Genomic DNA, 23467 nt, shown 5'->3' with positions numbered 1-23467 from the left:
AGTGCCCCTGGGGTGATCTGACGCCCCGTTTCCCAGGGGGCTCATCCCCGTCCTCTTGAGGAGTTCCGCCGTGTCCGTTCCCGCGCGCCCGCCGACAACTGTGTTCCCCGTGGCCCTGCGGGAACTGGCCGTCGCCCGGGTCGTGGAGGTCACGGCGGGAATGCGGCGGGTGACCCTGACCGGCGAACAGTTGGGGGCGTTCACCTCGGCGGACGGGACACCGTGGCCGGCGTTCGCGTCGCCGGGTTTCGACGACGACATCCGGCTGCTGTTCCCGTACCCGGGCGAGAGCGAGCCCGTCCTGCCGTTGATCGAGGACGGACGGGTGACGTTCGCGGCAGGCCGACGGCCGATCGCCCGCGCCTACACCGTGCGCCGCCATGACCCGCGCGCCGGTGAGCTGGACGTCGACATCGTGCTCCACGGCGACGGGATCGCCTCGAACTGGGCGCGGACGGCGGCGCCGGGAGCGCGGATGCACATCGCCGGTCCGGGGAAGACCCGAGGGCTCCTGATGGGCGCCGAGCGGCTGCTGATCGCGGGTGACGACACGGCGGTCCCCGCCATCGCACGGCTGCTGGAGGAGCTTCCCGAGGACACGCGCGGGCAGGTGCTCGTCGACGTCGGGCACGAGACGCATGTGCAGGGGCTGCGCGGTCCCTCGGGGGTCGATGTCACCTGGCTCCCGAGGGACCCGTCCGCTCCGTTGCTCGCGGCCGTCCGTGCCATCGACTGGGCGGACCGCACCTGGTTCGTGTGGCTGGCCGGTGAACAGGCCGCGGTCCAGGAGATCCGCCGGTATCTCGTCCGTGAGCGCGGTATGCCCGCGTCCGCTGTCGATGTCACCGGCTACTGGAAACGCGGGGCCGCGCACGGCTCCCGCGCTCGCCGGTCCTGACGCACCCCTCGTACGGGGCCCGTTCCGCCCCTCCCGCTCCAGCAGTCGCCGGGGCGGCTCCGCCCTGCGCACCTCCCGAGAACCACACACCCTCGACCAGCACAAGAACGGCACTCATGAACATCACCCGACGCAGTCGCGTCACCGCTCTCCTCGGCGCCGCGCTGGCCGCGGCTCTCGCACTCACCGGATGCTCCTCCACGGCCTCGTCCGACACATCGGGCAGTACGGCGTCCAGTCGGCTGCCCGCCGCCGAAGGGCGCACCTCCTACCCGCTGACGCTGGAGTCACCCTTCGGCGAGACCGTGCTGAAGGAGCGTCCCGAACGGATCGCGGCGGTCGTACCGAACGCGATCGACACCGAACTGCTGCTCTCGCTCGGTGTCACCCCCGTGCTCAGCTCCAGTTTCGTCACGGAGGGCGGATACCTCGGTGAGCACGGCGCGGACGACCTCACGACCTATGAGTTCGCGATGGGGGAACGAGTGCCGGTGGAGGCCATCGCCGCCAGCGACCCGGACCTCATCGTCGCCGTCGGCTGGACCGACGGTCTCGGCGGGGTCAAGCTCGCCGACCACTACGACCAGCTCGCGGCCATCGCCCCGGTCGCCACGAGCCCGGACACCACGTCCCAACTGCTCGTCCCCTGGCAGGACTCGCTCCAGGTGATCGGCGAGGTGCTCGACCTCGCCGACGCCGCGCAAGGTGTCATCGACGACCATGAGACACACTTCGCTGCGGTACGGGAGCGGCACCCGCAGTTCGCGGGGCTCACGGCGACCTGGGCGATCAACTACGGCGCCGCCAACGGGCTCCAGTACCTGTCCCGGCCGGACTCCGCGCCGGAGGCGTTCCTGAGCGAGCTGGGCTTCACCGAGAACCCGGGAGCGCGGGCGTTCGCCCGTGAGGCCACGGTGAGCGATGAACTGCTGTCGAAGATCGACGCCGATGTGCTGCTGCTCGGACAGAGTGCCGCGGCGAACGACGCGGACATGCGGGAGCTGACCGGTCGCGAGCTGTTCCAGAACCTCGGCGCCGTGTCCGCCGGGAACTTCGTCCAGCTTCCGCCGAAGACCGATGACGGCGGGGACCTGCTGTGGGCGATCAGCAGCGGCGGGCCTATCGGGAACAAGTGGGCGGCCGAGCAACTCGTCCCGCTCATCGCCGACGCCCTCTGAGACCGCACGGGACGCGTCCGCGGGCGCGCCCCCGCACCCGTCCGATCGAGGAGAACCATGACCACGGCAGCGACCCGGCCCGGAGCGCTGGAGAGCACGCGCCCCGAGCGGCTCCCGCCCGCCCGGCGGCTGCTCGGACTGCTGCTGCTGACGTTCCTGCTGGCCTGTGTGCTGGCCCTGAGCGTGAGCTTCGGGGCGAATCCGCTCCCCCTGCGGGACGTGTGGCGGAACGTGTTCCAGCCCGACGGGTCCGAGGCGGCGTCGATCGTCTGGACCCTGCGCGTGCCGCGCACGGTGGTCGGCATCGTCGCGGGCGTCGCCTTCGGGGTCGCCGGAGCGCTGATCCAGGCGATCACCCGGAATCCGCTCGCCGACGCCGGGATCCTGGGCGTGAACGCGGGCGCCGGGTTCGCGATCACGATCGGCGTGGGCCTGTTCGGTGTGTCCGGTGTCACCGGGTACGTGTGGTTCTCCTTCCTCGGCGCGGTCGTCGCCACGGTGGCTGTCTACACGATCGGTTCCTCCGGGCGCGGTGCCGCCTCACCGGTCACGCTCGTGCTCGCCGGAGTGGCGCTGGCCGCCGTACTGACCGCGTTCTCGTCGTTCCTGATGCTCATGGACGAGGACACCTTCCGGGCGTTCCGGAACTGGGGGCTCGGGTCGATCGCCCGTGCCTCGCTCTCCGACACGCTCGCCGTGCTGCCGTTCATCGTGGCCGGGCTGGTGCTCGCCTGCTGCCTGGGCGGTGCGCTGAACGCCGTGGCCCTGGGCGACGATCAGGCGGCGTCGCTGGGCGCGAGCGTGGTCCGTACGCGGGTCGCCGGGATCGCCGCGGTCACGCTGCTCGCGGGCGGGGCGACGGCGCTCACCGGCGGCATCGCGTTCATCGGGCTGATGGTCCCGCACGTGGTGCGCTGGTTCACCGGTCCCGACCAGCGGTGGATCATCGCCTGTACGGTCCTGGCCGCGCCGACGCTCGTCCTCACCGCCGATGTGATCGGCCGTCTCGTCGCCCGCCCCGGGGAGATCGAGGCAGGTGTGCTGACCGCCCTGATCGGCGCCCCGGTGCTCATCGCCCTCGTACGCCGGAAGAAGGCCGCCGGACTGTGAACCACTCCGCATCCCCGCCAAAGGCGGTCGACTTCGGTTACCGGTCCGTCCGGCTGCGGGTCGGCGGAGTCGTCGCCGTCCGCCTCAGTCTGCGGACGCTGGCCGTCAACACGGTGCTCGCGGCCGTCGCCGTCGGGGTCGCCGTGCTGTCCCTGGGCTTCGGCGACTTCCCGCTCACCCCCGGCCAGGTCGTCGGGGCGCTCACCGGACAGGGCGACGACTTCCACCGGCTGATCGTCCTCGAATGGCGGCTCCCGATGGCGATCGGCGCCGTCCTGTTCGGCGCGCTGCTGGGCGTCGGCGGGGCCGTCTTCCAGTCCCTCACCCGCAATCCCCTCGGATCACCGGACGTCATCGGCTTCGACGCCGGCGCCTACACCGGTGTCGTCCTCACCATGCTGGTCCTCGGCACCCAGCACTACGCCGCCGTGTCCACCGCGGCGATCACGGGGGGTCTGCTCACCGCGGGCGCGGTCTATCTGCTCGCGCACCGGCGCGGTGTGCAGGGGTTCCGGCTGATCATCGTCGGTATCGCCGTCTCGGCGATGCTGGGATCGGTCAACTCGTATCTCATCACCCGGGCCGACATCGATGACGCCATGAGCGTCGGCTTCTGGGGCGCGGGGTCCCTCAGCCGTGTGGGGTGGGCCGCTCTGATGCCGTCCCTGATCGGCGGGGCGCTGGTCCTCGGCTGTGTCGCCGTTCTCGCTCCGGCCCTGCGGCAGCTGGAACTCGGTGACGACGCGGCCCTCGCGCAAGGCGTCGGCGCCGCCCGGGTCCGTCCCGCGCTGCTGGTCACGGGGGTGGCCACGACCGCGCTGGTGACCGCGGCGGCCGGACCGATCGGCTTCGTCGCGCTCGCCGCGCCGCAGCTCGCCCGCCGTCTGACCCGCACCCCGGGGGTGACGGTCGCCTCCGCCGCGTTCATGGGAGCCGCCCTCGTGGCCCTCGCCCACGCCGTGTCGCTGGCGATCGCGCAGGCGTACCGGCCCGTGCCCGTCGGCCTGATCACCGTCTGTCTGGGCGGGCTCTACCTGATCCGGCTGCTGATCCGCGAAACGAGACGAAGCGTATGACCACGGAGCATGTGATCCCCTCCGCCGCCGGGGCCCACGTCCCCGTTCCCGACCGGCCCCGGCTGCACGCCGAGAACGTGACCATCGGCTACGACGGACACCCGGTCAACGCGGGGCTGTCGGTGGCGGTCCCGGACGGATCGTTCACGGTCGTCGTCGGTCCGAACGCCTGCGGGAAGTCCACGCTGCTGCGCGGACTCGCCCGGCTCCTGCGGCCCACGCACGGCCGGATCGTCCTCGACGGCCGGGACATCCACGCCCACAAGGCCAAGCATGTGGCGCGGCGACTCGGGCTCCTCCCCCAGTCCTCGATCGCCCCCGACGGCATCCGGGTCGCCGACCTCGTCGCCCGCGGGCGCTACCCGTACCAGCGGCTCATCCGCCAGTGGACGGACGCGGACGAGCGGACCGTGGCGGAGGCGATGGCCGCGACCGGCGTCACCGACCTGTCCGCGCGGCTGGTGGACGAGTTGTCGGGCGGACAGCGCCAGCGGGTCTGGGTGGCGATGGCGCTGGCCCAGCGGACGGACATCCTTCTCCTGGACGAGCCGACGACCTTCCTCGACCTGACCCATCAGATCGAGCTGCTCGAACTCTTCACCGACCTGCATCTGTCCGGCCGGACCCTCGTCGCCGTGCTCCACGACCTCAATCAGGCGGCCCGGTACGCCACCCACCTGATCGCGATGAAGGACGGCGCCGTGGTGGCCGAGGGCCCGCCGTCCGAGGTCGTCACCGCGGAACTGGTCGAGGACGTCTTCGGGCTGCGCTGCCTCGTCGTCCCCGATCCCGTCGCGGGCACCCCCCAGGTCGTCCCGCTCGGGCGCGACCGCACCACCCACCGGGAGACCCGTGATGACGTCTGAAGCCGACTCCCGACCATGGCCCCTGGCACGTGCCCTGCGCCCCGGCCTCCCGGCGCTCGGTGTCGCCTCGCTCACCGCCGCGCTGTCCGGGCTGTGCGGTCTCGGCGCGCTCTGGTCGGTGACCCGCCTCCTCACCGACCCGGCACCCGGGCACGCGGCGGCGGCCTGTGCCGCCTGGCTCACGGGCGGCCTGCTGGCAGCTGTGTCCTCGTGGACGGCACACCACGGCGAAGCGCGTTTCACCCACCGTCTGCGACGCCAAGTGGCCGACCATCTGGCCCGGATGCCGACGAGCGCACTGGCCCGGCGGGGCGGTGACGCACTGCGCCGCCTGGTCGGCGACGACATCGCGGCCCTGCATCACACCGTCGCCCATCTGCCCGCCGAGATCGCGACACTCGCCGTCGTACCCCTGGCGAGCGCGCTCGTCATCCTCACCACCGCGGGTCCGGCCGCGCTGCTGACCCTCCTCCCTGGACTGCTCGCCGCCTGTTACCACCTGCTCGTGGTCCCCTGGACCGCCGCCCGCCACGGAGCCGAGAGCGCGCAGGTGATGAGCGACATCGTCACCGCCGTCGACCAGCACGCCCGAGGGGCCCGGATCTGCCGCGTCTACGGCGCCCAGGGCGGCGCCGCGGCCGACTACGCGGCGGCGACGCGCCGCTTCACCACGGGCATGGTCCGCTGGGTGGGCCGGGTCGCGACCCTCGCCGCCGTGGCGGGAGCGCTGCTCCAGGCAGCCGCCACCTACACGATCGCCTACGCTCTCGGCCACGGCCGCGACCCCCAAACCCTCGCCGTGATGCTGCTGTTCGGCCTGGCGACCGTCACCCCGGCGCTGCGTCTGGGCCACGGTCTCGACTATGTCCGCGCGGGCTGCGCCGCCGCGCAGCGCCTCACCGACGTACTCCGCGAACCCATGGTCACCCCCGCCGCGTCCCGTCGAACCGGCGAGGGCGAGCCCGGAACGCGAACGACCTTGCTCCGCCTGACGATCGCGACCGGGGACCACATCCTCGTCCACGACCTCACGCACACCTTCGAGCCGTCGACGATCACCGCCGTCACGGGACCCAGCGGAAGCGGCAAGACGACACTCCTCCGGGTCCTCGCCGGACTCGAATCAGCCGGTGCGGGAAGCGTCGTCCTCCCGTCGGCCCCGGCAACGCGCCCCCGCACAGACCCGGTTCTCCTCGTTCCCCAGGGCGGTGACCTACTGCCCGGCACGGTCCGCGACACACTCCATCTCTCCGCCCCGGACACGGACGACCGCGACCTCGCGGAGGCACTGCGGCGGGCCCAACTCCCCATCCCACCCGACACCCACACCACACATCTCTCCGGCGGCGAACGGCAACGCGTCGCACTGGCACGGGCCTTCCTCACCCCCGCGCCCGTGATCCTCCTCGACGAACCCACCAGCGCCCTCGACGACCCGACGGCCGACCGTGTCATGGCGGAACTACGGCTCCTCGCCGACGCGGGGAAGACCCTGATCGTCGTCACCCACGACCTCCGGCTCGCCGCCACCGCCGACGTACGACTCACCCTCACCGAGCGGCGCCTCAGCCTCACCACGACCGGAGAACGACCATGACCACGCCCGCGTCCCAGGCGATCCCCGCCACGGCGAAGCGTCGACTGACCCGGATCTCCGCCGGTTGGGCGCTCGTCGCCGTCGCGGAAGCCACCGCGTACACGGCACTCGCCTCGGCCCTGGCTGACCGGCAGCCGCCGGGACCGGTGCTCGCGGCGGCGGGCGCGGCCGTGGCGACGACCGTGCTGGTCTCCCGCGCCGGCTATCTCACCGGCGCCCGGCTCGCGGGCGACCTCTACGACAGGCTCGGCACCGCGTTCTCACGCGCCAGGCTCTCCTGGTTCACGGAGCCCCACCGTGCCCTGGCCGGGACCGTCGCCGGACGGGCCATCCCGACGCTGATGAGCGTGCCCGCCCACCAGTTGGGGACCTTCATCCTGTCCCCGCTGATCCCGCTGCTGCTCCTCGCCGGTATCGGCATCGTCAGCGGACCGTGGGCCATGCTGCTCGTCGCCGCGCTCCTGACGGTCTCCTTCCTCACCCAGAGCCTCGCCCAGCGGGCGCTGGCCCGCGCGGACGCCGACCGGGGCGACGCCGAACAGGCCGCCGCCTCGGCCTCGCTGGAGTTCATCGACCATCTCGAACTGCTCCGGACGGCCGCGGGCCCCGAACGGGCCGTCGCCCGCCTCACGGCCACCTGGCAGGCCCAGGAAGCCGCCCTCGCCCGCACCAACCACGCCGCCGCGGCGGCGACCTTCGTCTCCGGCGTCGCCGCCGCCCTTCCGCTCGCCGGAATCGCCGTGCTCCTCGCGACGACGGACGCCTACGACCCCGCGGCGGCGCTCGCCCTCGTCGTCCTGACCGGACGCGCCGCGGCACCGCTGGACGCGCTCGCCCTCGCGGGAGTGACGGTGAACGACCTGCGCACGGCGCTGCGCCAGTACCGCCGGGTGGCCACGATCCCCGCCCTCCCGGAACCCGCGCGGAGCGCCCGGCGCGACGGCCACGCACTCCACCTCACGGGCATCTCACACTCACCCGCCCTCCAGGACCTCTCCACTGTCATCCCCGAAGGAGCACGGGTCCTCATCACCGGCCCGACGGGAAGCGGCAAGAGCACCCTGCTCAACCTGCTCATGCGCTTCGAAGACCCCGAGCAGGGCCGGATCACCCTCGGCGGAGCAGCCCTGCCGGACCTACGGTACGAGGACCTCGCCGCACACCTCGCCTACGTCCCCCAGGAGCCGATCCTCTTCGACGGCACCCTCGCCGAGAACATCCGCCTCGGCGACCCCGGGGCCACCGACGAAGAAGTCCTGGAAGCCGCCCGCACGGCACAACTGGACACCGTCGTCACCAGCTCACCGCACGGCATCCACCACCCCGTGGGACACCACGGGAGCGCGCTGTCGGGCGGAGAACGCCAACGCGTCGCCCTCGCGCGCGCCCTCCTGAAGAACGCACCGATCCTCGTCCTCGACGAACCGACGGCGATGCTCGACCCGGTGACGGAACAGCACATCGTGACGACACTGCGGCAGCGGTCCGGCACGATCATCGCGGTCACCCATGGTGACACCGGGATGTGGGACCCGACGGATGTGATCCACCTCCGGGGGAATGGCGCGGCGCGTGACGCGACGAGCACTGACCCCGGCGACGCGATCAGGCGCACGCCCTGATCCCGGCTCGACGTCCGCCCTAGAGCTGTGTGAGACCGCCGTCGACGGGCAGCTCCGCGCCTGTGGTGAAGGAACTCTGGTCCCCGGCCAGGTAGAGGGCGGTGGCGGCGACCTCGTCAGGGTGACCCGCCCGGCCCAGGGGCGTCGGTGCCGTGGGCTCGGCCGCCTGGCCGTCCTGCGGGAGGGCGGCGCGCAGTTCGTCGGCGCCGGGGGTGAGGACCGGGCCCGGGGAGATGGCGTTGACCCGGATGCCACGGTCGGCGAGTTCGGCGGCCCAGGTGCGGGCGAGGCTGCGGATCGCGGCCTTGGTGGCGGCGTAGATGCCCAGGCCGGGGACACCGCGCAGGGCCGCGCTGGAGGAGAGCAGGATCACCGAGGCGCCGCCCGAGAGAAGGGGAAGCGCCTTCTGGACGGTGAAGACGGTGCCCTTGAGGTTGATGGCGGTGGTGCGGTCGTACTCCTCCTCGGTGATCGTGCCGAGCGGGCCCGCTTCGCCGACACCGGCGTTGGCCACGACGATGTCGAGTCGACCGCTCCGTTCGGTGATCTCGGCGAAGAGCCGGTCGAGGTCGGTCAGGTCCGATACATCGCTGCGGATACCGATGGCGCGGTCGCCGATCCGCGCGACGGCGTCGTCCAGTTCGGCCTTGCGGCGGCCGGTGACGTAGACGGTGGCTCCCTCGGCGGCGTACCGGCGGGCGATGGCCAGGCCGATGCCGGTGGAGGCTCCGGTGACGAGGGCGGTCTTGTTGTCGAGCTGTCCCATGGTGTTCTCCGAGAACTGAGGGGTTGAGCGGGGGTTGAGTGGGGGTTGAGTGGGGGCGAGATAGGGGTTAGCTGTAACTATTGTTGTTACATTTGAAGGAGCAAAAAGCGGGCCGTCGCCCTGGGTCGGAACGGTCGACGGTGGGAGCTACGCGGCTTTCAGTACGTCGTGCAGCACATCTTCCAGCGTGGTTTTCGCCAGTTCCGCGCGGAGGCTGGTCTCGACGCCGTCATAGACGCCGTCCAGCACCGGTCCGATGCCATGGCCCACGACACACTCGGGGTCGGGCGGGGCGGGGTGCAGGGCGAAGATCGGGCCCGGTTCCACCGCTTCGTAGACATCGAGGAGGGTGATCGTCGGCAGATCCTTCGACAGGGTCCAGCCCGCGCCCGCGCCTCGCCGTGAGTCGACCAGACCCGCCTTGCGCAGTTGCGCCAGCAGGCGACGGATCACCACGGGGTTGGTGTTGACGCTGGTGGCGATCTGGTCGGAGGTGGCGACCTCATGGCCACGGCGCTGATACAGCCCGATCCAGGTCAGGGCATGCGCGGCGACGGTCAGTCTGCTGTTGGCTCCCATGCCGTCCCCTCACCTCCCGTGCGCCGTGTCGTAACCATAGCAGTTATAACCGAGAGGCGGCGAGTGGACCCGGAGAGTCGGGTCCCTGGGGGCATGTCTCGGCCACTTCAGCGCCCGACGGGCATGTCACCGCGCCCGCCGAGTCGGTCACCGCGCCCGCCGGACCCATCGCCGCGCCCATCAGGCCCTTCGCCGCATCCGTCGGGCCCATCACCGCGCTCGCCGGGTCCATCAGCGCGCTCGCCCGCGGCGCCGCCGGACGTGTCGAGTGAGGCCAGGCGGCGGGCGTCCGGGCTGCCGGGCTCGGCGGTGCCGACCAGGAGGTACTGGCCCTGGGCGTCCTGTACCTCGAACGTCTGGTAGGCGAGGGTCAGCCGCCCGGCCTCAGGGTGCTGGAACGTCTTCGTCTTGCTGCCCAGACGGCTCACGTCCTGTTGGCTCCAGAGGGCCGCGAAGTCCGCGCTCTCCGTGAGCAGCGCCGTGATCAGGTCGAGCATCCGCGGGTCGTTGCGGTCATGGCCGTGGGCCAGTCGCAGCGTGGCGACCGTGTCACGGGCCACGGTGTCCCAGTCGGCGAACAGCGCGCGGGCCGCGGGGTCGCGGAACAGGGAGCGGGCCATGCTCCGGGGGTCGGCGAGCGGGGAGAGCAGGGCGTCGGCGAGCGCGTTCGAGGCGAGCACGTCCAGGCGCCGGTCGACCACATACGCCACCGCCGTGGGGAAGGCGTCCATCAGCTGAAGGAGTTCCGGCGCCACGCGTTCCTCGTCCGGCGCGGAGGTCGTGTCTCGCGGTACGAGTCCGGCCAGACGGTAGGCGTGCCAGCAGGCGTCGGACTCCAGCCGCAGGGCCCGCGCGAGGGCGTCGACGACCTGGCCGGACGGATGCCGTTCGCGGCCCTGTTCCAGCCGGGTGTAGTAGTCGGCGCTCACCCCGGCGAGGACGGCCACCTCCTCGCGCCGCAGTCCGCTCACCCGGCGGTTCCGGGCGCGGGGAAGACCCACGTCGGCCGGGCTGAGCCGGGAGCGTCGTGCCAGCAGGAATTCCCCCAGTTCATTGCCGCTCATCCCTGGATCGTACGCCGCCGCGTCCTGGGTGTGGCGCACCCAGGAAGGCCCGTCCTGCCGCGTGGGCGTGATCGGGCGCATCCTGGCGGCGGCCGGTCCGCGCACGGCCCGGCCGCCGTCTCTCCGAAGGGAATCCCGCCCCATGTCCCACCCGTCCCCCACCGCAGCCGCTTCCAAGGTGGTCCTGATCACCGGGGCCAGCAGCGGTATCGGCGAGGCCACCGCCCTCGCGCTCGCCGCCGCGGGCCATCACGTGGTGCTCGGGGCGCGGCGCACCGATCGGCTGGCCGTCCTCGCCAAGGACATCGAGGCCCAGGGCGGCAGCGCCCTTCCGCTGAGCCTGGATGTGACCGACCCGGCCGACGTACGGTCCTTCGTCGCAGCCGCCCATGACCGGTACGGGCGCGTCGATGTGCTGGTCAACAACGCCGGTGTCATGCCGTTGTCGCGGCTGGACGCGCTCAGGGTCGACGAGTGGAACCTCATGATCGACGTCAATCTGCGCGGCGTCCTGCACGGCATCGCCGCCGTCCTGCCGGTCATGCGCGAACAGGGCCACGGGCACATCGTGAACCTGTCCTCCGTCTCGGGCCTCAGGGTCGACCCGACCTCCGCCGTGTACAGCGCCACCAAGTACGCCGTGCGTGCCCTGTCGGAAGGGCTGCGCCAGGAGAGCCGGGAACTGCGGGTCACCGTCATCAGTCCGGGCCTGACCCGCAGCGAGCTGACCGGGTCCATCGGCGACAGCGGGGTCCGGGACGCGGTGCGGGAGCAGATGGACATCGCGATTCCCGCGACCGCGATCGGCGCGGCGGTGCGCTACGCCATCGACCAGCCGGACGACGTGGACGTCAACGAGATCGTCGTCCGGCCCACGGCCCAGGGCTGAGAGCGGACACAGGTCAGGGAGCGGTGGCGTCGATGGTGACCGAGCAGCGGGTACGTGACTGGGTCGAAGGCTATGTACGGGCCTGGGCCGGCAACAGCAGGAAGGACATCGCGGCGCTGTTCACTCCGCGCGCCGAGTATCACGAGTGGCCCTACCAGACCGACTGGGTCGGCCGGGAGGCGATCATCGACGGCTGGCTGGCTCGCGCGGCATGGCAGGAGGGCGGCTGGGAGTTCGAGTGGTCCCTCCTCGCCATCAACGGGGACACGGCGGCGATCGAGGGCACCGGGCGGTACAAGGAGCTGGGTACCTTCGCCAATCTCTGGACGGTGACCTTCGACGGGGACGGCCGATGCGCCATGTTCCGCATGTGGAACAACGAGGTCTGACCGATCCGACGGCCACCGGGGATGTCCCAGTCCCGGGGGCCCGTTCAGGTGGATGCGACAGCCTCCCGCCAGGGGTGGTTCGGGTCGTGGCGGCGGATGGCCTGGGCGGCGACCCGGTAGTAGGCATCCGCGATCTCCCCCAGCTCGCTCGGGGGGGGTAGCCCGCACCGGTCGGGTGCCCCGCCCACGCCGGGGCGTCGACGAGGAAGTAGCCGACCAGGTTCGGGTCCCACGGTCGGCACCGGGTGCGCGCCAGGTGGTCGCACCACTGCGCGAACGCCTCGGAGCGGGGGTCGCGGTAGGCCGGATGGCCGTTCCAGTGCTCGATCCCGGCCATCCGCAGGGACAGCGTAGGGCAGTCCGGTCCCGGCCGCCTCGTCGTCGGGCAGCCCGTCGGAGTGACCGAGGCCGACCATGTCGTGCGTGGCCGACAGGCCGCTGCCGCTCACATACTCCGCGCTCCAGCCCAGGGTGTTGAACCCCCACGCCGACAGCTCCGGCACCAGGCCCCCGGCGGTCAGCGGTGCGTGTCCATCGGAGATCCGGCACGACACCGCCGCCCAGGACCCGGCTTGACCTTGACGCCGGGTCAACCCTCCATGCTGCTGGCATCAGCCGCCCGGGAGTCGACCCGGGCGGATTTCTGGAGGAGGGCGAGGGTCGTGTGGGGTATGAGGTTCGGGGAGGTCCCGGTGCGGTTGCGGGGCGATCACGTCGGCCGGCGGGGGCAGGCCGGGCGGGCGCGCTCATGACCGGCCCGGCGGTGAAGGTGCGCGGGCTGGAGAAGGCGTACGGCGAGCTGAAGGTGTTGCGCGGGGTGGACTTCGAGGCGGCGCGGGGCAGTGTCTTCGCCCTGCTCGGCGCCAACGGGTCGGGCAAGACCACGACCGTGAAGATCCTCGCCACGCTGCTCAAGGCGGACGCGGGGACGGCCAGCGTCAACGGCTTCGACGTGGCCACGCAACCGGCGGACGTACGGGGGTCCATCAGTCTCACCGGGCAGTTCGCCGCCGTGGACGAGATCCTCAGCGGCCGGGAGAACCTGGTCCTCGTCGCCCGGCTGCGGCATCTCAAGGACCCCGGTGGCGTCGCCGACGACCTGCTGAGGCGTTTCTCGCTGACCGAAGCTGGCGGGCGCAAGGTGTCGACGTACTCGGGTGGTATGCGCCGCCGTCTGGACATCGCGATGAGCCTCATCGGGGACTCGCCGGTGATCTTCCTGGACGAGCCGACGACCGGACTCGATCCCGAGGCGCGGATCGAGGTGTGGCAGACGGTCAAGGACCTCGCCGGGTCCGGCACGACGGTGGTACTCACCACGCAGTACCTGGACGAGGCGGAGCACCTGGCCGACCGGATCGCCATCCTGCACCAGGGGCGGATCATCGTCGACGGCACACTCGCCGAGCTGAAGCGGCTCCTGCCGCCCGCCAGCGTCGAGTACGTCGAGAAGCAGCCGAGTCTGGAGGACATCTATCTCGCGGTCGTCGGAAGCGACCACGGCGGCACGAGCGACACCACGGACTCCGGGAGCGGGGCATGAGCACACACTTCCTCACCGACACCGCCGTACTCACGGCACGCACCCTGCGCCATGTCACCCGCAGCGTGGACACCGTCATCACCACGGTCATCACCCCGGTCGCCATGATGCTGATGTTCGTATACGTCTTCGGCGGGGCGATCGACACCGGAACGGATTCCTACGTCACCTACATGCTGCCCGGCATCCTGCTCATCACCGTCGCCTCGGGCATCTCCTACACCGCCTTCCGGCTCTTCACCGATATGCGGAGCGGGCTGTTCGAGCGGTTCCAGTCCATGCCGATCGCGCGGTCAGGGGTGCTGTGGGCCCATGTCGTCACCTCGCTGGTCGCCAATCTGATCTCGCTCGTCATCGTGGTCGGTGTGGCGCTGCTGATGGGCTTCCGCTCGGGCGCGGGGGTCCTGCCGTGGCTCGCGGTCACCGGCATCCTGCTGCTGTTCACACTGGCCCTGACCTGGATTGCGGTGATCCCCGGGCTGTCCGCGACATCGGTCGAGGGGGCGGGGGCGTTCGCCTATCCGCTCATCTTCCTGCCGTTCCTCAGCTCGGCGTTCGTGCCCACCGGGACCATGCCGGGGCCGGTGCGCTGGTTCGCCGAGAACCAGCCGGTGACGTCCATCGTCGACACCCTGCGCAACCTGTTCGCCGAGCAGCCGGTCGGCGGCGACATCTGGACCGCGCTCGCCTGGTGCGTCGGCATCCTCGTCCTGGCGTACGGCTTCGCGATGGTCACCTATCGCAAGAAGATCGCCTGAGGCAGTCTGAGGACCATGCTCACCATCAGCCAACTGGCCCGGCACGCCGGGGTGACGGTACGGGCGGTACGCCACTATCACACCATCGGCCTCCTGCCCGAGCCCGCCCGGGACGAGTCGGGGTACCGGGTCTACGACGCGGCGGCGGTCGTACGGCTCATCCGCATCCGCACACTGGCGGACGCGGGCGTACCCCTGGCCCGGGTGCAGGAGCTGCTCGACGCCGGCCCGGAGCGGTTCTCCGAGGGCGTCGCGGGGATCGACCGGGACCTGCGCGCGGAGATCCGGCGCTTGCGGGACACCCGCAAGCGGCTCGCGCGGCTCGCGGCCGGTGAGCATCTGGCGCTTCCCCCACGGGTCGTGGACTACCTGGACCGGCTGCGCGCCCTCGGAGTCCGGGAGGAGTACGTGGAGTTGGAGCGGGACGCGTGGATCATGATCGCCGCACAGGTGCCGGACCTGCTCGACGACGTGATCGCCGAGAAGCATGAGCAGCTCGACGATCCGGACATCATCCAGCTCTACGGCTTCCTCCGTGAGCCGCTGCGCTGGCCCGCCGACGCGGCACGGATCGTTCAGCTCGCCGATGTCGTGGAGCGGCTGATGATGCGGGCGGTGCGGACGGGTACGACGGGTGCGGACGGTATGGACGATCAGTTCGTCGCGCTGCTCGACGCGGCCATGGTCGAGTCCGCGCCGGGCGCCGAACGGCTCATCGCGATTCTGGAGGAGCGGGGGTGGAAGGGCTGGACGCGTATCGAGCGGGTGCCTGGGGAAAGGGTTGGCGGGGAGGCGGGCTGAGGTCATGTCTTCGGCGGGTGGCTGCCGTCGAGCGCCGCTGACCAGCCGCCATACCCGTCCGGTATCGGGACTCCCCGATCGGTCTTGGACAGCGGAGACAGGCCACGCCCACAGTTGAGTCATGTCTCTCTCACGACGAAGTGCCCTGGGCGCACTGGCTGGACTGTCGATCACCGCCGTCGCCATGGCCGCGCCCGGTGGCAGCGCGCAGGCCGCCCGGTCCTCAGCCACCAAGACGACCGTCACCGGCGCTCAGGGCCAGTGGCGGGCCAGAACACCGATGCCGCAGGCCCGCGGTGAAGTCGGGGCCGCCGTCCTCGACGGCCGCCTGTATGTCGTCGGCGGCACCCTTCAGCAGGACGACTCCGCACCCGTATGGGCGTCGGACGTGGTGACCGGCTACGATCCGCGCACCGACCGGTGGTCCACCCACGCACCACTGCCCCGTCCGCTCACCCATGTCGCGATGGCCGCCCTCGGCGGAAGGCTCTACGCCATCGCCGGGTTCACGGACGCGGTGCACCTGAACCCGCAGCCCGTGGCCTACGTCTACGATCCGGCGGCGGACCAGTGGAGTCGGCTGCCCGACCTGCCCGAGAAGCTCGGCTCGGTCGCCGTCGCCGCCGTCGACGGCAGGCTCCACGTGATCGGTGGGCGTGACTCAAGGTCGGTCGTCACCATTGCGGACCCCCCGATCTCCCTGGGGTACGGCACGGTCAACAGCCACTTCGTCTACGACCCGCGACTGCGCCGGTGGTCGACCGCGCGGCGGCTGCCCGGCGAGGCCCGGGACCACGTGGGTGTCGCGGTCCTCGGCTGCGACATCCATGTGTTCGGGGGCAGGGTGGCCGACGTGACCGACAACCTGCCCCGCCACGACGTCTACCACACCCGCACGGGACGGTGGAGCACGGCGGCGCCGCTTCCGGTCCCCCGGTCGGCCGGGGCTGCCGTCGTCCTCGACGGACGGATCGTCTACGCGGGAGGTGAGTGCGGTTCCGGTGGCGACACCTTCGGTGACGTGACCGTCTACGACCCGGCTTCCGACCGCTGGTCCGCCGGCAGCCCCCTGCCGCAGAGCAGGCACGGCTTCGGCGCCGGTGCGGTGCGCGGCCGCGCCTACTTCGCTGCGGGGGCGCCCACCTGCGGCGGCGGCGCGTCGAAGGACATCCTGGAGCTGCGTCTGAGCTAGGGCCGGAGGGCGGCGAGAAACTCGTTCGGAGACTTGTCAGCAGTGGTAGGTGACATTCACCAGCACCGTGTCCGCTGGCAGGTCTTCGATGGCGACGCAGTAGTGCCGGGCGTAGTCCCTCTCACTTGGTGACGGCGGAGCGAGCCATCGGCCGTCCAGGGTCAGCAGGGCGTCACAGGCGAGGCTCTCGTCCGACGTCCGCCGGCGGAAGCGGTCCCGGTCGATGGGGGCGCCATCCGCCTCCGTCCAGTCCCCGAAGGCGGCATACAGCTCGTGGTCGTCGAGGAGCGCCCTGATCAGGGGCTGCGCCGCGTACCGTTGCCAGGCTCTGCCCGCGTGCTGGATCGTGGCGTCCGGGTCCTCGGCGAGGAAGGCGGTGAGGCTTCGCGCGGGGGGAAACACAGCCGAGATGCTCTCCCAGGTCTTCCAGAGCTGATCCGACTCGCCGTCCGCCAAGGACCGCTGGCGGGCGATGTCCAGCAGTTCCAGGGGGCCGCCGCAGCAGCGGCCCGGTGCGGCGGTGGAGGACTGTCCCGCACGGCTCGGTTCGATGTCATGGATCAGCCGGGGATCGTCCTCGCAGCCGGGTCGGATCCAGAACTGGGCGCGAGGGGAGCCCAGCCACCAGTGGTCCCATTCGCCGGATGCCCGGTCCTCGTCCTCGCTGTTCCGGTCGAACGGCGCCATGGCGGCGGCGATGGCGTGGCGGAGGCTCCCGCGTTCCACGGGCGTGAGGCAGACGGTCAGTACTTCCCTGGTCATGTGAGTCCCTTGAGAGTGCCGTCCTGCGGGGGTGGATCCGCCACGATCATGAGTGCCGCATCGTAGCGGTCGCCGCGCCCCGCGCACTCCCCCCGTCCCTCCGCCCGGACTCAGTCCACCGGCCGCAGCAGCGCCCGCTGCGCCCCCTTCTCCCGCTCGTACTCCTCCCGTGCCGCCACCGTGGAGTCCAACGTCGCCACCTGAGCCACCGGTACGTCCCACCACGCCTGTGAGGAGGGGGACGCGGCGAGCGGGTCGGTCTCGATGTGGACGACCGTGGTGCGGTCGGCGGACAGGGCCTGGGCGAAGGCGCGGCGGAAGCCGTCGACACCGGAGGCCCGCAGGACGTCCGCGCCCAGGCTCGCCGCGTTCGCGGCCAGGTCGACCGGCAGGGTCTCGCCCTCGTGCCGACCGCTGGTCTCGTCCCGGTAGCGGTAGCGGGTGCCGAAGCGCTGGGAGCCCAGCGACTCGGAGAGCGCGCCGATGGAGGCGTACCCCCGGTTCTCCACCAGGACGACGACCAGTTTGATGTTCTCGGCCACCGCCGTCGCGATCTCCTGGGCCATCATCAGGTAGGAGCCGTCGCCGACGAGGACGACCGCCTGGCGGTCGGGGGCCGCCATCTTCACGCCGAGGCCGCCCGCGATCTCGTAGCCCATGCAGGAGTAGCCGTACTCCACGTGGTAGGCCAGCGGGTCGGTGGGGCGCCAGAGTTTGTGGAGGTCGCCGGGGAGGGAACCGGCGGCGCTGATCACCACGTCCCGGTCGGCCATGGCGTCGCGGATCGCGCCGAGGATCTCGCTCTGGGCGGGGAGCGGGGTGTGGGCGGTGGTGAGGGCGGCTTCCGTGTGGGCGTTCCAGCGGTTCGTCAGGTCGCGTGCCCGGGTGCGGTGGGCGGACGGCACGGTGTGGCCGGTCAGGGCGTCTTCCAGGGCCTCGATGCCCGCGCGGGCGTCGGCCTGGAGCATCAGGCCGGACTGTTTGGCGGCGTCGAAGGAGGTGATGTTGAGGTTGACGAAGCGGACGTCCGGGTCGGTGAACAGGGTCCGGGAGGCGGTGGTGAAGTCCTGCCAGCGGGTGCCGATGCCGAGGACGACGTCCGCCTCGCGGGCCAGGGCGTTGGCGGCGGGGCTGCCGGTGTGGCCGATGCCGCCGACCGCGGCCGGGTGGTCGTGCGGAAGGGCTGCCTTGCCCGCCTGGGTGACCGCGACCGGGATGCCGGTGGCGGCGCTGAGGCGGGCCAGTTCGGTGCTCGCGTCGGAGTGGATCACACCGCCGCCCGCCACGATCAGGGGCCGGCGCGCGTCCCGCAGCAGACGTACGGCGGCTGCCAGGGCGCGGGCGTCGGGGGCCGGGCGGGGCACATGCCAGACGCGGTGGGCGAAGAACTCCTCGGGGAAGTCCCATGCCTCGGCCTGGACGTCCTGCGGCAGGCAGAGGGTGACCGCGCCGGTCTCGGCCGGGTCGGTCAGGACGCGCATCGCCTGGGTCGCGGCGGAGAGCAGCTGCTCGGGGCGCCAGACGCGGTCGAAGAACCGGGACACGGGGCGGAAGACGTCGTTGACGGTGATGTCGGCCGCGTGCGGCAGCTCCAGTTCCTGGAGGAGGGGGCTCGCGGCGCGGGTGGCGAAGGTGTCGCCGGGCAGCAGCAGGACGGGCAGCCGGTTGATGGTGGCGAGGGCCGCGCCGGTCACCATGTTGGTGGCGCCGGGGCCGACCGAGGTGGTGCAGGCGAGGGTGGAGAGCCTGCGGCGGGTGCGGGCGAAGGCGACAGCGGCGTGCACCATGGCCTGCTCGTTGCGGGACTGGTAGTAGGTGAGGTCGTCGGGCTGCTGGAGCAGCGCCTGGCCGATCCCGGCGACATTGCCGTGGCCGAAGATGCCGAAGCAGCCCTCGATCAGGCGGTGTTCGACGCCGTCGCGTTCGGTGTACTGCCGGGACAGGAACGTCACCAGTGCCTGGGCGGTGGTGAGCCGCCGGGTCGCGCGGGCCGTGCTCATCGGGGGCCCTCCGCGTCGCACAGGGGCACCCGCGGGTCGGTCGCCATGCCGTCCCAGGAGGCCCGGACCCAGTGGTGGGCGGGATCGTCGCAGCAGGCCATGGTGCGGTCGGGGTGCGGGCCCGCCAGGACGTTGAGGTAGTACATGGGGTAGCCGGGGGCGGCCATCGAGGGGCCGTGGTAGCCGCGGGGCACGAGCACGGCGTCACCGTGGCGGACCTCGGCGAGGACGTCGACCCCGTCCGCGTACACCCGCTGATAGCCGAGAGGCGCGGTGCCGGGGCCGCCGGTCGAGCCCAGTTCGAAGTAGTAGATCTCTTCGAGCACGGCCTCACCGTCGCCCGGCTCGTCATGCTTGTGCGGGGGGTACGAGGACCAGTTGCCGTCGGGGGTGAGGACCTCCACCGCGACCAGCCGGTCGCAGGGGAAGCCTTCGGGGGAGGCGAGGTTGTTGACCTGGCGGGTGGCGTTCCCGGCGCCGCGGATCTCCACGGGGACGCTCCCGGCGGGTCCGTAGGCGGGTGTCAGGCGGCGTTCGCAGCGGGCGGCGGGCAGGGCGAACCGGCCGCCCAGGGGGGCGTGGACGGTGACCTCGGCGTCGCGCGGGGCGTACGCGAAGTCGGTGACCCGGGTGAACACATCGGTGCGGCCGGTCAGGTCGAAGGTGTGGCCGTCGACGGTGACCCGGCAGGCGCCGGTCAGGGGCAGGACGAGGCACTCGCTGTCGCCGGTGGGGAAGGACGCCGTCCCGCCGGGGGGCAGGTCCAGGACGCGGAGGGAGGCGTAGGTCCAGCCCGCGTCCTCGGGGGTGATCGTCAGGGCGAAGGCGTCGGTGCCCGTGGTCCCGGCGGGCAGGTGCCAGGTGCCGGTCATCGGGGGTCCCCGTCGCGGCCCAGCAGGGAGACCGCCGTGTCGATCGCGGCGGACACGTTTCCGTCGGCGGGGAAAAGCATGGTGCGGCCGATGATCAGGCCGCGGACGTGCTCGATACGCAGGGCGTTCTGCCAGGAGGCGTACATGGCGTCGGGGTCGCCGCCGCCCTCGCCGCCCAGCAGCAGGGTGGGCAGGGTGGTGGAGGCCATCATGCGTTCCATGTCGGGCACCACCGGCACCTTCAGCCAGGTGCGGGCGGAGGTGCGGCCGAGGCCCTGGGCGATGTTGTTGGCCCAGATCTGCGCGTCCGGCTCCAGGATGTTGCGGACCCGGCCGTCCTCGCGCACCGACCTGAAGGGTTCGATGAGGGCGATCAGGCGCCGCTCGGCGAGTTCGTTGACGGCGTGGGCCGTGCCGGTCAGGGTGCGGGCGGTGCCGGGGTCGGCGGGGTCGATGCGCAGCAGCATCTTGCCGCCGTCCAGGCCGCCTTCGGCGATGCCGCGGGCGTCGTAGCCGCCGAAGCGGTCGTCGAGTTCGAAGGTGGCGCCGGGCAGGCCGCCGCGGTTCATGGAGCCGAGGACGAGTTTTCCGTCGAGCGCGCCGAGCAGGGTCAGGTCCTCGACGAGGTCGGCGGTGCCGAGGAAGCCGTCGACGCCGGGGCGGGAGAGGGCCTCGACACAGCGGGCCAGCAGTTCGTGGCGGTCGCCCATGGCGGTCGGGTCGCCGCCCGCCGCGATGGCGCCGCGCGCGGGGTGGTCGGCGGCCAGGATGAACAGCGGCCGGGCGAGGCGCGCCGGGTCGAACCGGGGCCGGGCTGCGGCGGCCCGGCGGATGGCGTCCGGGTCGGTCAGCCGGACGCGCGCCACCGCGGCGGCGTCGGCGGCCACGGGACGCAGGGTGGTGATCACTGCTGTGCTCCAGAGCTAGGGGCACCGATGAGGAACCGGTCGATCTCTTCGGGGGTGGGCATGGCGTCCGCGCAGGAGTGGCGGGAGGCGACGATCGCCCCGGCGGCGTTGGCGTTCTCCAGCAGCCGGGTCAGGGGCAGCCCCGCGACCAGTCCGGCGACCAGCGCGCCGCCGAAGGCGTCGCCCGCGCCGAGTCCGTTGACCACGTCCACCGGCAGTGGCGGCAGCACCACGTTCTCGGTGGCGGTGCGGGCGAGGACCCCGGCGGGTCCCTGTTTGACGACGGCCAGGCGCACCCCGCGCTCCAGCAGCAGATCGGCGGCCCGGTCCGGGTCGCGGGTGCCGACGGCGATCTCGACCTCGTCCCGGTTGCCGACGGCGACCGTGCAGTGGTCCAGGGCGCGGGCGTAGTGGGCGGGGGCTTCGGCGGGGTCGGTCCAGAACGTGGGGCGCCAGTCCAGGTCGAAGACGGTGTCGGTGCCCGGGGCGCGGTCGGTGACGGCCCGCAGGGTCGTGGCGCGGGAGGGGTCCGCGGACAGGGCACTGCCGGTGATCCAGACGACCCGGGCGGTGCGCAGGGCGGCGCTGTCGAGGTGGTCCTCGGTCAGCCGCAGGTCGGGGGCGTCGGGGCGGTAGAAGTACAGGGGGAAGGTGTCCGGCGGGAAGATCTCGCAGAGCACGACGGGGGTCTGGGCGCCGGGGACGGTGACGACATGCCGGTCGTCCACGCCGAAGCCGCGCAGCGCGGTGCGGACGAAGCCGCCGAGGGGGTCGTCGCCGACGCCGGTGGTGACCGAGGTGCGCAGTCCGTGCCGGGCTCCGGCGACGGCGACGTTGGTGGCGCTGCCGCCGAGGTACTTGGCGAAGGTCCGTACGTCGGCGAGGCCGGTGCCGGTCTGTTCGGGGTAGAGGTCGACGCCGACCCGGCCGAGCGTCATCAGGTCGTACGTCATGCGAGGGCCTGCCCGGCGGCGGACCGGTCCACGTACAGGGACGGGTCCTTGCACTGGGTGAGGAGGGTCGCGGGCCAGGACGGGTCGTAGGCGGTGGCGGTGGTGAGGCGGCGGACGGCCTCCCGCTTGTGGGTGCCGTGCACGACCATCACGGCACGGCGGGTGTGGGTGACGATGGTGCGGACGCCGACGGTGACGCCGTGGCGCGGGACCTCGTCGAGGGAGGCGAAGCCGGGGAAGGTGCCGAGGTTGTCAGCGCGGGTGGTGTCGGCGAGGACGGTGACCCGGCTGACACTGTCCTCGGGCGAGCCGGGCGGGTTGAACGCGATATGCCCGTCGGAGGCGCCGGAGGCGAGGAGGAACAGGTCGACGCCGCCCGCGTCGGCGAGCCGCTCCTCGTAGGCGGCGGGGTCGGCCGGGTCCGGGAACCAGACGGAGGCGGCCGGGATGCCCTGGCCGGGGCGGGCGGCGGCGTTGAGAGGGGCGACGATCTCGTCGGCGGCGAAGCGGTGGCAGCTGTTGTGGGCGCTGTGGGGGACGTCCTGGTAACCGCCGTCCGGGGCGGGCACGACGTATTCGTCCATCATGGCGATCACGACATGCCGCAGGTCGAGGGCGCGTTCGGCGGTCAGGGCGGCGAGCGCCCGGTAGACCGGCCGGGGGCTGCGTCCGCCCGGACAGCCCAGGACGTAGCGGTGTCCGGCGCGGCCGGCCTCGGCGATGCCGTCGGCGATCTCACGGGCGAGGGTCTCGCCGAGTGCGCCGGGGCTGTCGAAGACGCGCGGGGACAGGGGGGCTGACACGGTGTTACTCCTTCACGGCCCCGGCGAGCATGCCGCTGATCATGCGGCGCTGCAGGGCGATATAGCTGATGAGCACGGGAAGTGCGACCAGGACGGCCGCGGCGGCGGTGACGCCGGGGTCGCTGTTGCGGCGGTTGCCGGCGAAGAACGACAGGGCGAGCGGTGCGGTCTGCACGCTCTCGTTGTCCGGTACGAGGACCAGGGCCAGCAGGAACTCGTTCCACGCGAAGAGGAAGAGCAGGGTGGCGAGGGTGCCGATGGCGGGGACCGCCATGGGCAGCAGGATGGAGCGCAGGGTGCGGAACTTCGAGGCGCCGTCCACGGAGGCGGCCTCACGCAGCGCGGGCGGGGTGGAGTCGAAGAAGGTCCGCATCCAGAAGATCGCGAACGGCAGCGACAGTCCGATCTGCGGGAGGATCAGCGCCCAGTAGGTGTTGAGCAGGTCCCAGGACTTGAGCTGGTGGTAGAGCGGGATGACGGTCGCCTCGTAGGGCATGACCAGACCGGCCAGCAGCAGGACCAGCAGGAGGCCCTTGAGGGGGAAGGGGAAGACGGAGAAGGCGTAGCCCGCGAGGACGGCGAGCAGGATGGTGACGACCACGACGACGGCGGCGACCAGCAGGCTCGATATCAGCGGCTGGGCGGACAGTCCCCGGTCCCATGCCTCGGCGAAGTTGTCGAAGCTGATGGAGGTGGGCAGGGAGAAGCCGCTGTGCCGGGTGCCGGGCTCGCTGAGGGCGAGCAGGACGACGGACAGGAACGGATACAGGGCGAGGAGCGCGGCGACGGTCAGGATGGCGTGGCCGATGACGCTCTGCCGGCGACTGCTGCGGGTGATCAT

At 72.0% G+C, this 23467-nt stretch carries 23 protein-coding genes; 13 read left to right on the top strand and 10 right to left on the bottom strand.

Annotation, left to right across the window (positions count from 1 at the left end; translation table 11 throughout):
• The first annotated feature begins 70 nt into the window (after positions 1-70).
• The 7 genes from AB0D49_RS21110 (at position 71) to AB0D49_RS21080 (ending at position 8347) form a co-directional block, all read left to right on the top strand.
• Positions 71-898, top strand: a complete 828-nt coding sequence (locus AB0D49_RS21110) for a siderophore-interacting protein (protein WP_362759323.1) — start codon at positions 71-73, stop codon at positions 896-898.
• Positions 899-1014: 116 nt separating this feature from the next.
• Positions 1015-2076: an ABC transporter substrate-binding protein gene (locus AB0D49_RS21105; RefSeq protein WP_362759321.1), complete on the top strand. Its 1062-nt coding sequence runs from the start codon at positions 1015-1017 to the stop codon at positions 2074-2076.
• A 57-nt stretch (positions 2077-2133) separates the two neighbouring features.
• Positions 2134-3186 carry an iron chelate uptake ABC transporter family permease subunit gene (locus tag AB0D49_RS21100; RefSeq protein ID WP_362759319.1) on the top strand — a complete coding sequence of 351 codons (1053 nt, stop codon included), beginning with the start codon at positions 2134-2136 and terminating at the stop codon, positions 3184-3186.
• Positions 3183-4262 carry an iron chelate uptake ABC transporter family permease subunit gene (locus AB0D49_RS21095; protein WP_362759317.1) on the top strand — a complete coding sequence of 360 codons (1080 nt, stop codon included), beginning with the start codon at positions 3183-3185 and terminating at the stop codon, positions 4260-4262. Before AB0D49_RS21100 ends, AB0D49_RS21095 begins: the two co-directional genes overlap by 4 nt.
• On the top strand, positions 4259-5128 hold the full coding sequence (locus AB0D49_RS21090; RefSeq protein ID WP_362759315.1) for an ABC transporter ATP-binding protein: 870 nt from the start codon (positions 4259-4261) through the stop codon (positions 5126-5128). Before AB0D49_RS21095 ends, AB0D49_RS21090 begins: the two co-directional genes overlap by 4 nt.
• Entirely contained in the window at positions 5118-6725 is a 1608-nt protein-coding gene (locus tag AB0D49_RS21085) for an ATP-binding cassette domain-containing protein (RefSeq protein WP_362759313.1), read from the top strand. Before AB0D49_RS21090 ends, AB0D49_RS21085 begins: the two co-directional genes overlap by 11 nt.
• The gene (locus AB0D49_RS21080) at positions 6722-8347 is read left to right on the top strand and encodes an ABC transporter ATP-binding protein (RefSeq protein ID WP_362759311.1); all 1626 of its coding nucleotides are present in this window, start codon (positions 6722-6724) and stop codon (positions 8345-8347) included. The genes AB0D49_RS21085 and AB0D49_RS21080 overlap by 4 nt, the downstream gene beginning before the upstream one ends.
• Positions 8348-8366: 19 nt before the next feature.
• Here the strand turns inward: AB0D49_RS21080 and AB0D49_RS21075 are convergent, their stop codons facing one another.
• The 3 genes from AB0D49_RS21075 to AB0D49_RS21065 form a co-directional block, all read right to left on the bottom strand.
• On the bottom strand, positions 8367-9113 hold the full coding sequence (locus tag AB0D49_RS21075) for a glucose 1-dehydrogenase (protein WP_362759309.1): 747 nt from the start codon (positions 9111-9113) through the stop codon (positions 8367-8369).
• Between the two features lie 147 nt (positions 9114-9260).
• A complete protein-coding gene (locus AB0D49_RS21070; RefSeq protein ID WP_362759307.1) occupies positions 9261-9692 on the bottom strand; it encodes an Rrf2 family transcriptional regulator in 432 nt (143 codons plus the stop codon).
• A gap of 107 nt (positions 9693-9799) precedes the next feature.
• Positions 9800-10756 (bottom strand): helix-turn-helix transcriptional regulator, encoded by a 957-nt coding sequence (locus AB0D49_RS21065; RefSeq protein WP_362759305.1) that lies wholly within the window; start codon positions 10754-10756, stop codon positions 9800-9802.
• A 142-nt stretch (positions 10757-10898) separates the two neighbouring features.
• On the opposite strand from AB0D49_RS21065, the gene AB0D49_RS21060 reads away from it, so the two are divergent.
• From AB0D49_RS21060 to AB0D49_RS21035, 6 genes are all read left to right on the top strand, one after another.
• A complete protein-coding gene (locus tag AB0D49_RS21060; RefSeq protein ID WP_362759303.1) occupies positions 10899-11645 on the top strand; it encodes an SDR family oxidoreductase in 747 nt (248 codons plus the stop codon).
• 32 nt (positions 11646-11677) lie between these two features.
• On the top strand, positions 11678-12034 hold the full coding sequence (locus tag AB0D49_RS21055) for a nuclear transport factor 2 family protein (RefSeq protein WP_362759301.1): 357 nt from the start codon (positions 11678-11680) through the stop codon (positions 12032-12034).
• Between the two features lie 748 nt (positions 12035-12782).
• Positions 12783-13577, top strand: coding sequence for an ATP-binding cassette domain-containing protein (locus AB0D49_RS21050; protein WP_362759299.1), 795 nt, complete (start codon positions 12783-12785; stop codon positions 13575-13577).
• On the top strand, positions 13574-14335 hold the full coding sequence (locus AB0D49_RS21045; protein WP_362759297.1) for an ABC transporter permease: 762 nt from the start codon (positions 13574-13576) through the stop codon (positions 14333-14335). Before AB0D49_RS21050 ends, AB0D49_RS21045 begins: the two co-directional genes overlap by 4 nt.
• Before the next feature lie 15 nt (positions 14336-14350).
• On the top strand, positions 14351-15136 hold the full coding sequence (locus tag AB0D49_RS21040) for a MerR family transcriptional regulator (RefSeq protein ID WP_362759295.1): 786 nt from the start codon (positions 14351-14353) through the stop codon (positions 15134-15136).
• 121 nt (positions 15137-15257) lie between these two features.
• A complete protein-coding gene (locus AB0D49_RS21035; RefSeq protein ID WP_362759293.1) occupies positions 15258-16328 on the top strand; it encodes a kelch repeat-containing protein in 1071 nt (356 codons plus the stop codon).
• Between the two features lie 36 nt (positions 16329-16364).
• Here AB0D49_RS21035 and AB0D49_RS21030 read toward each other — a convergent pair whose 3' ends face one another.
• The 7 genes from AB0D49_RS21030 to AB0D49_RS21000 all read right to left on the bottom strand — a co-directional run bounded on the left by AB0D49_RS21030 (position 16365) and on the right by AB0D49_RS21000 (position 23467).
• Positions 16365-17090, bottom strand: a complete 726-nt coding sequence (locus AB0D49_RS21030; protein ID WP_362759291.1) for a hypothetical protein — start codon at positions 17088-17090, stop codon at positions 16365-16367.
• 110 nt (positions 17091-17200) lie between these two features.
• Positions 17201-19090, bottom strand: coding sequence for a 3D-(3,5/4)-trihydroxycyclohexane-1,2-dione acylhydrolase (decyclizing) (gene iolD / locus AB0D49_RS21025; protein WP_362759289.1), 1890 nt, complete (start codon positions 19088-19090; stop codon positions 17201-17203).
• Positions 19087-19962 carry a 5-deoxy-glucuronate isomerase gene (gene iolB / locus AB0D49_RS21020; protein WP_362759287.1) on the bottom strand — a complete coding sequence of 292 codons (876 nt, stop codon included), beginning with the start codon at positions 19960-19962 and terminating at the stop codon, positions 19087-19089. Before iolB ends, iolD begins: the two co-directional genes overlap by 4 nt.
• The gene (locus tag AB0D49_RS21015; protein ID WP_362759285.1) at positions 19959-20870 is read right to left on the bottom strand and encodes a deoxyribose-phosphate aldolase; all 912 of its coding nucleotides are present in this window, start codon (positions 20868-20870) and stop codon (positions 19959-19961) included. Before AB0D49_RS21015 ends, iolB begins: the two co-directional genes overlap by 4 nt.
• Positions 20867-21823 carry a 5-dehydro-2-deoxygluconokinase gene (iolC, locus tag AB0D49_RS21010; protein WP_362759283.1) on the bottom strand — a complete coding sequence of 319 codons (957 nt, stop codon included), beginning with the start codon at positions 21821-21823 and terminating at the stop codon, positions 20867-20869. Before iolC ends, AB0D49_RS21015 begins: the two co-directional genes overlap by 4 nt.
• Positions 21820-22626 (bottom strand): 6-phosphogluconolactonase, encoded by an 807-nt coding sequence (locus tag AB0D49_RS21005; RefSeq protein WP_362759281.1) that lies wholly within the window; start codon positions 22624-22626, stop codon positions 21820-21822. The genes iolC and AB0D49_RS21005 overlap by 4 nt, the downstream gene beginning before the upstream one ends.
• 4 nt (positions 22627-22630) lie before the next feature.
• A complete protein-coding gene (locus tag AB0D49_RS21000) occupies positions 22631-23467 on the bottom strand; it encodes a carbohydrate ABC transporter permease (RefSeq protein WP_362759279.1) in 837 nt (278 codons plus the stop codon).

The organism is Streptomyces sp. NPDC048290 (assembly GCF_040652095.1).
Classification (GTDB): domain Bacteria; phylum Actinomycetota; class Actinomycetes; order Streptomycetales; family Streptomycetaceae; genus Streptomyces.
This window is presented reverse-complemented; position numbering and strand designations above follow the sequence as displayed.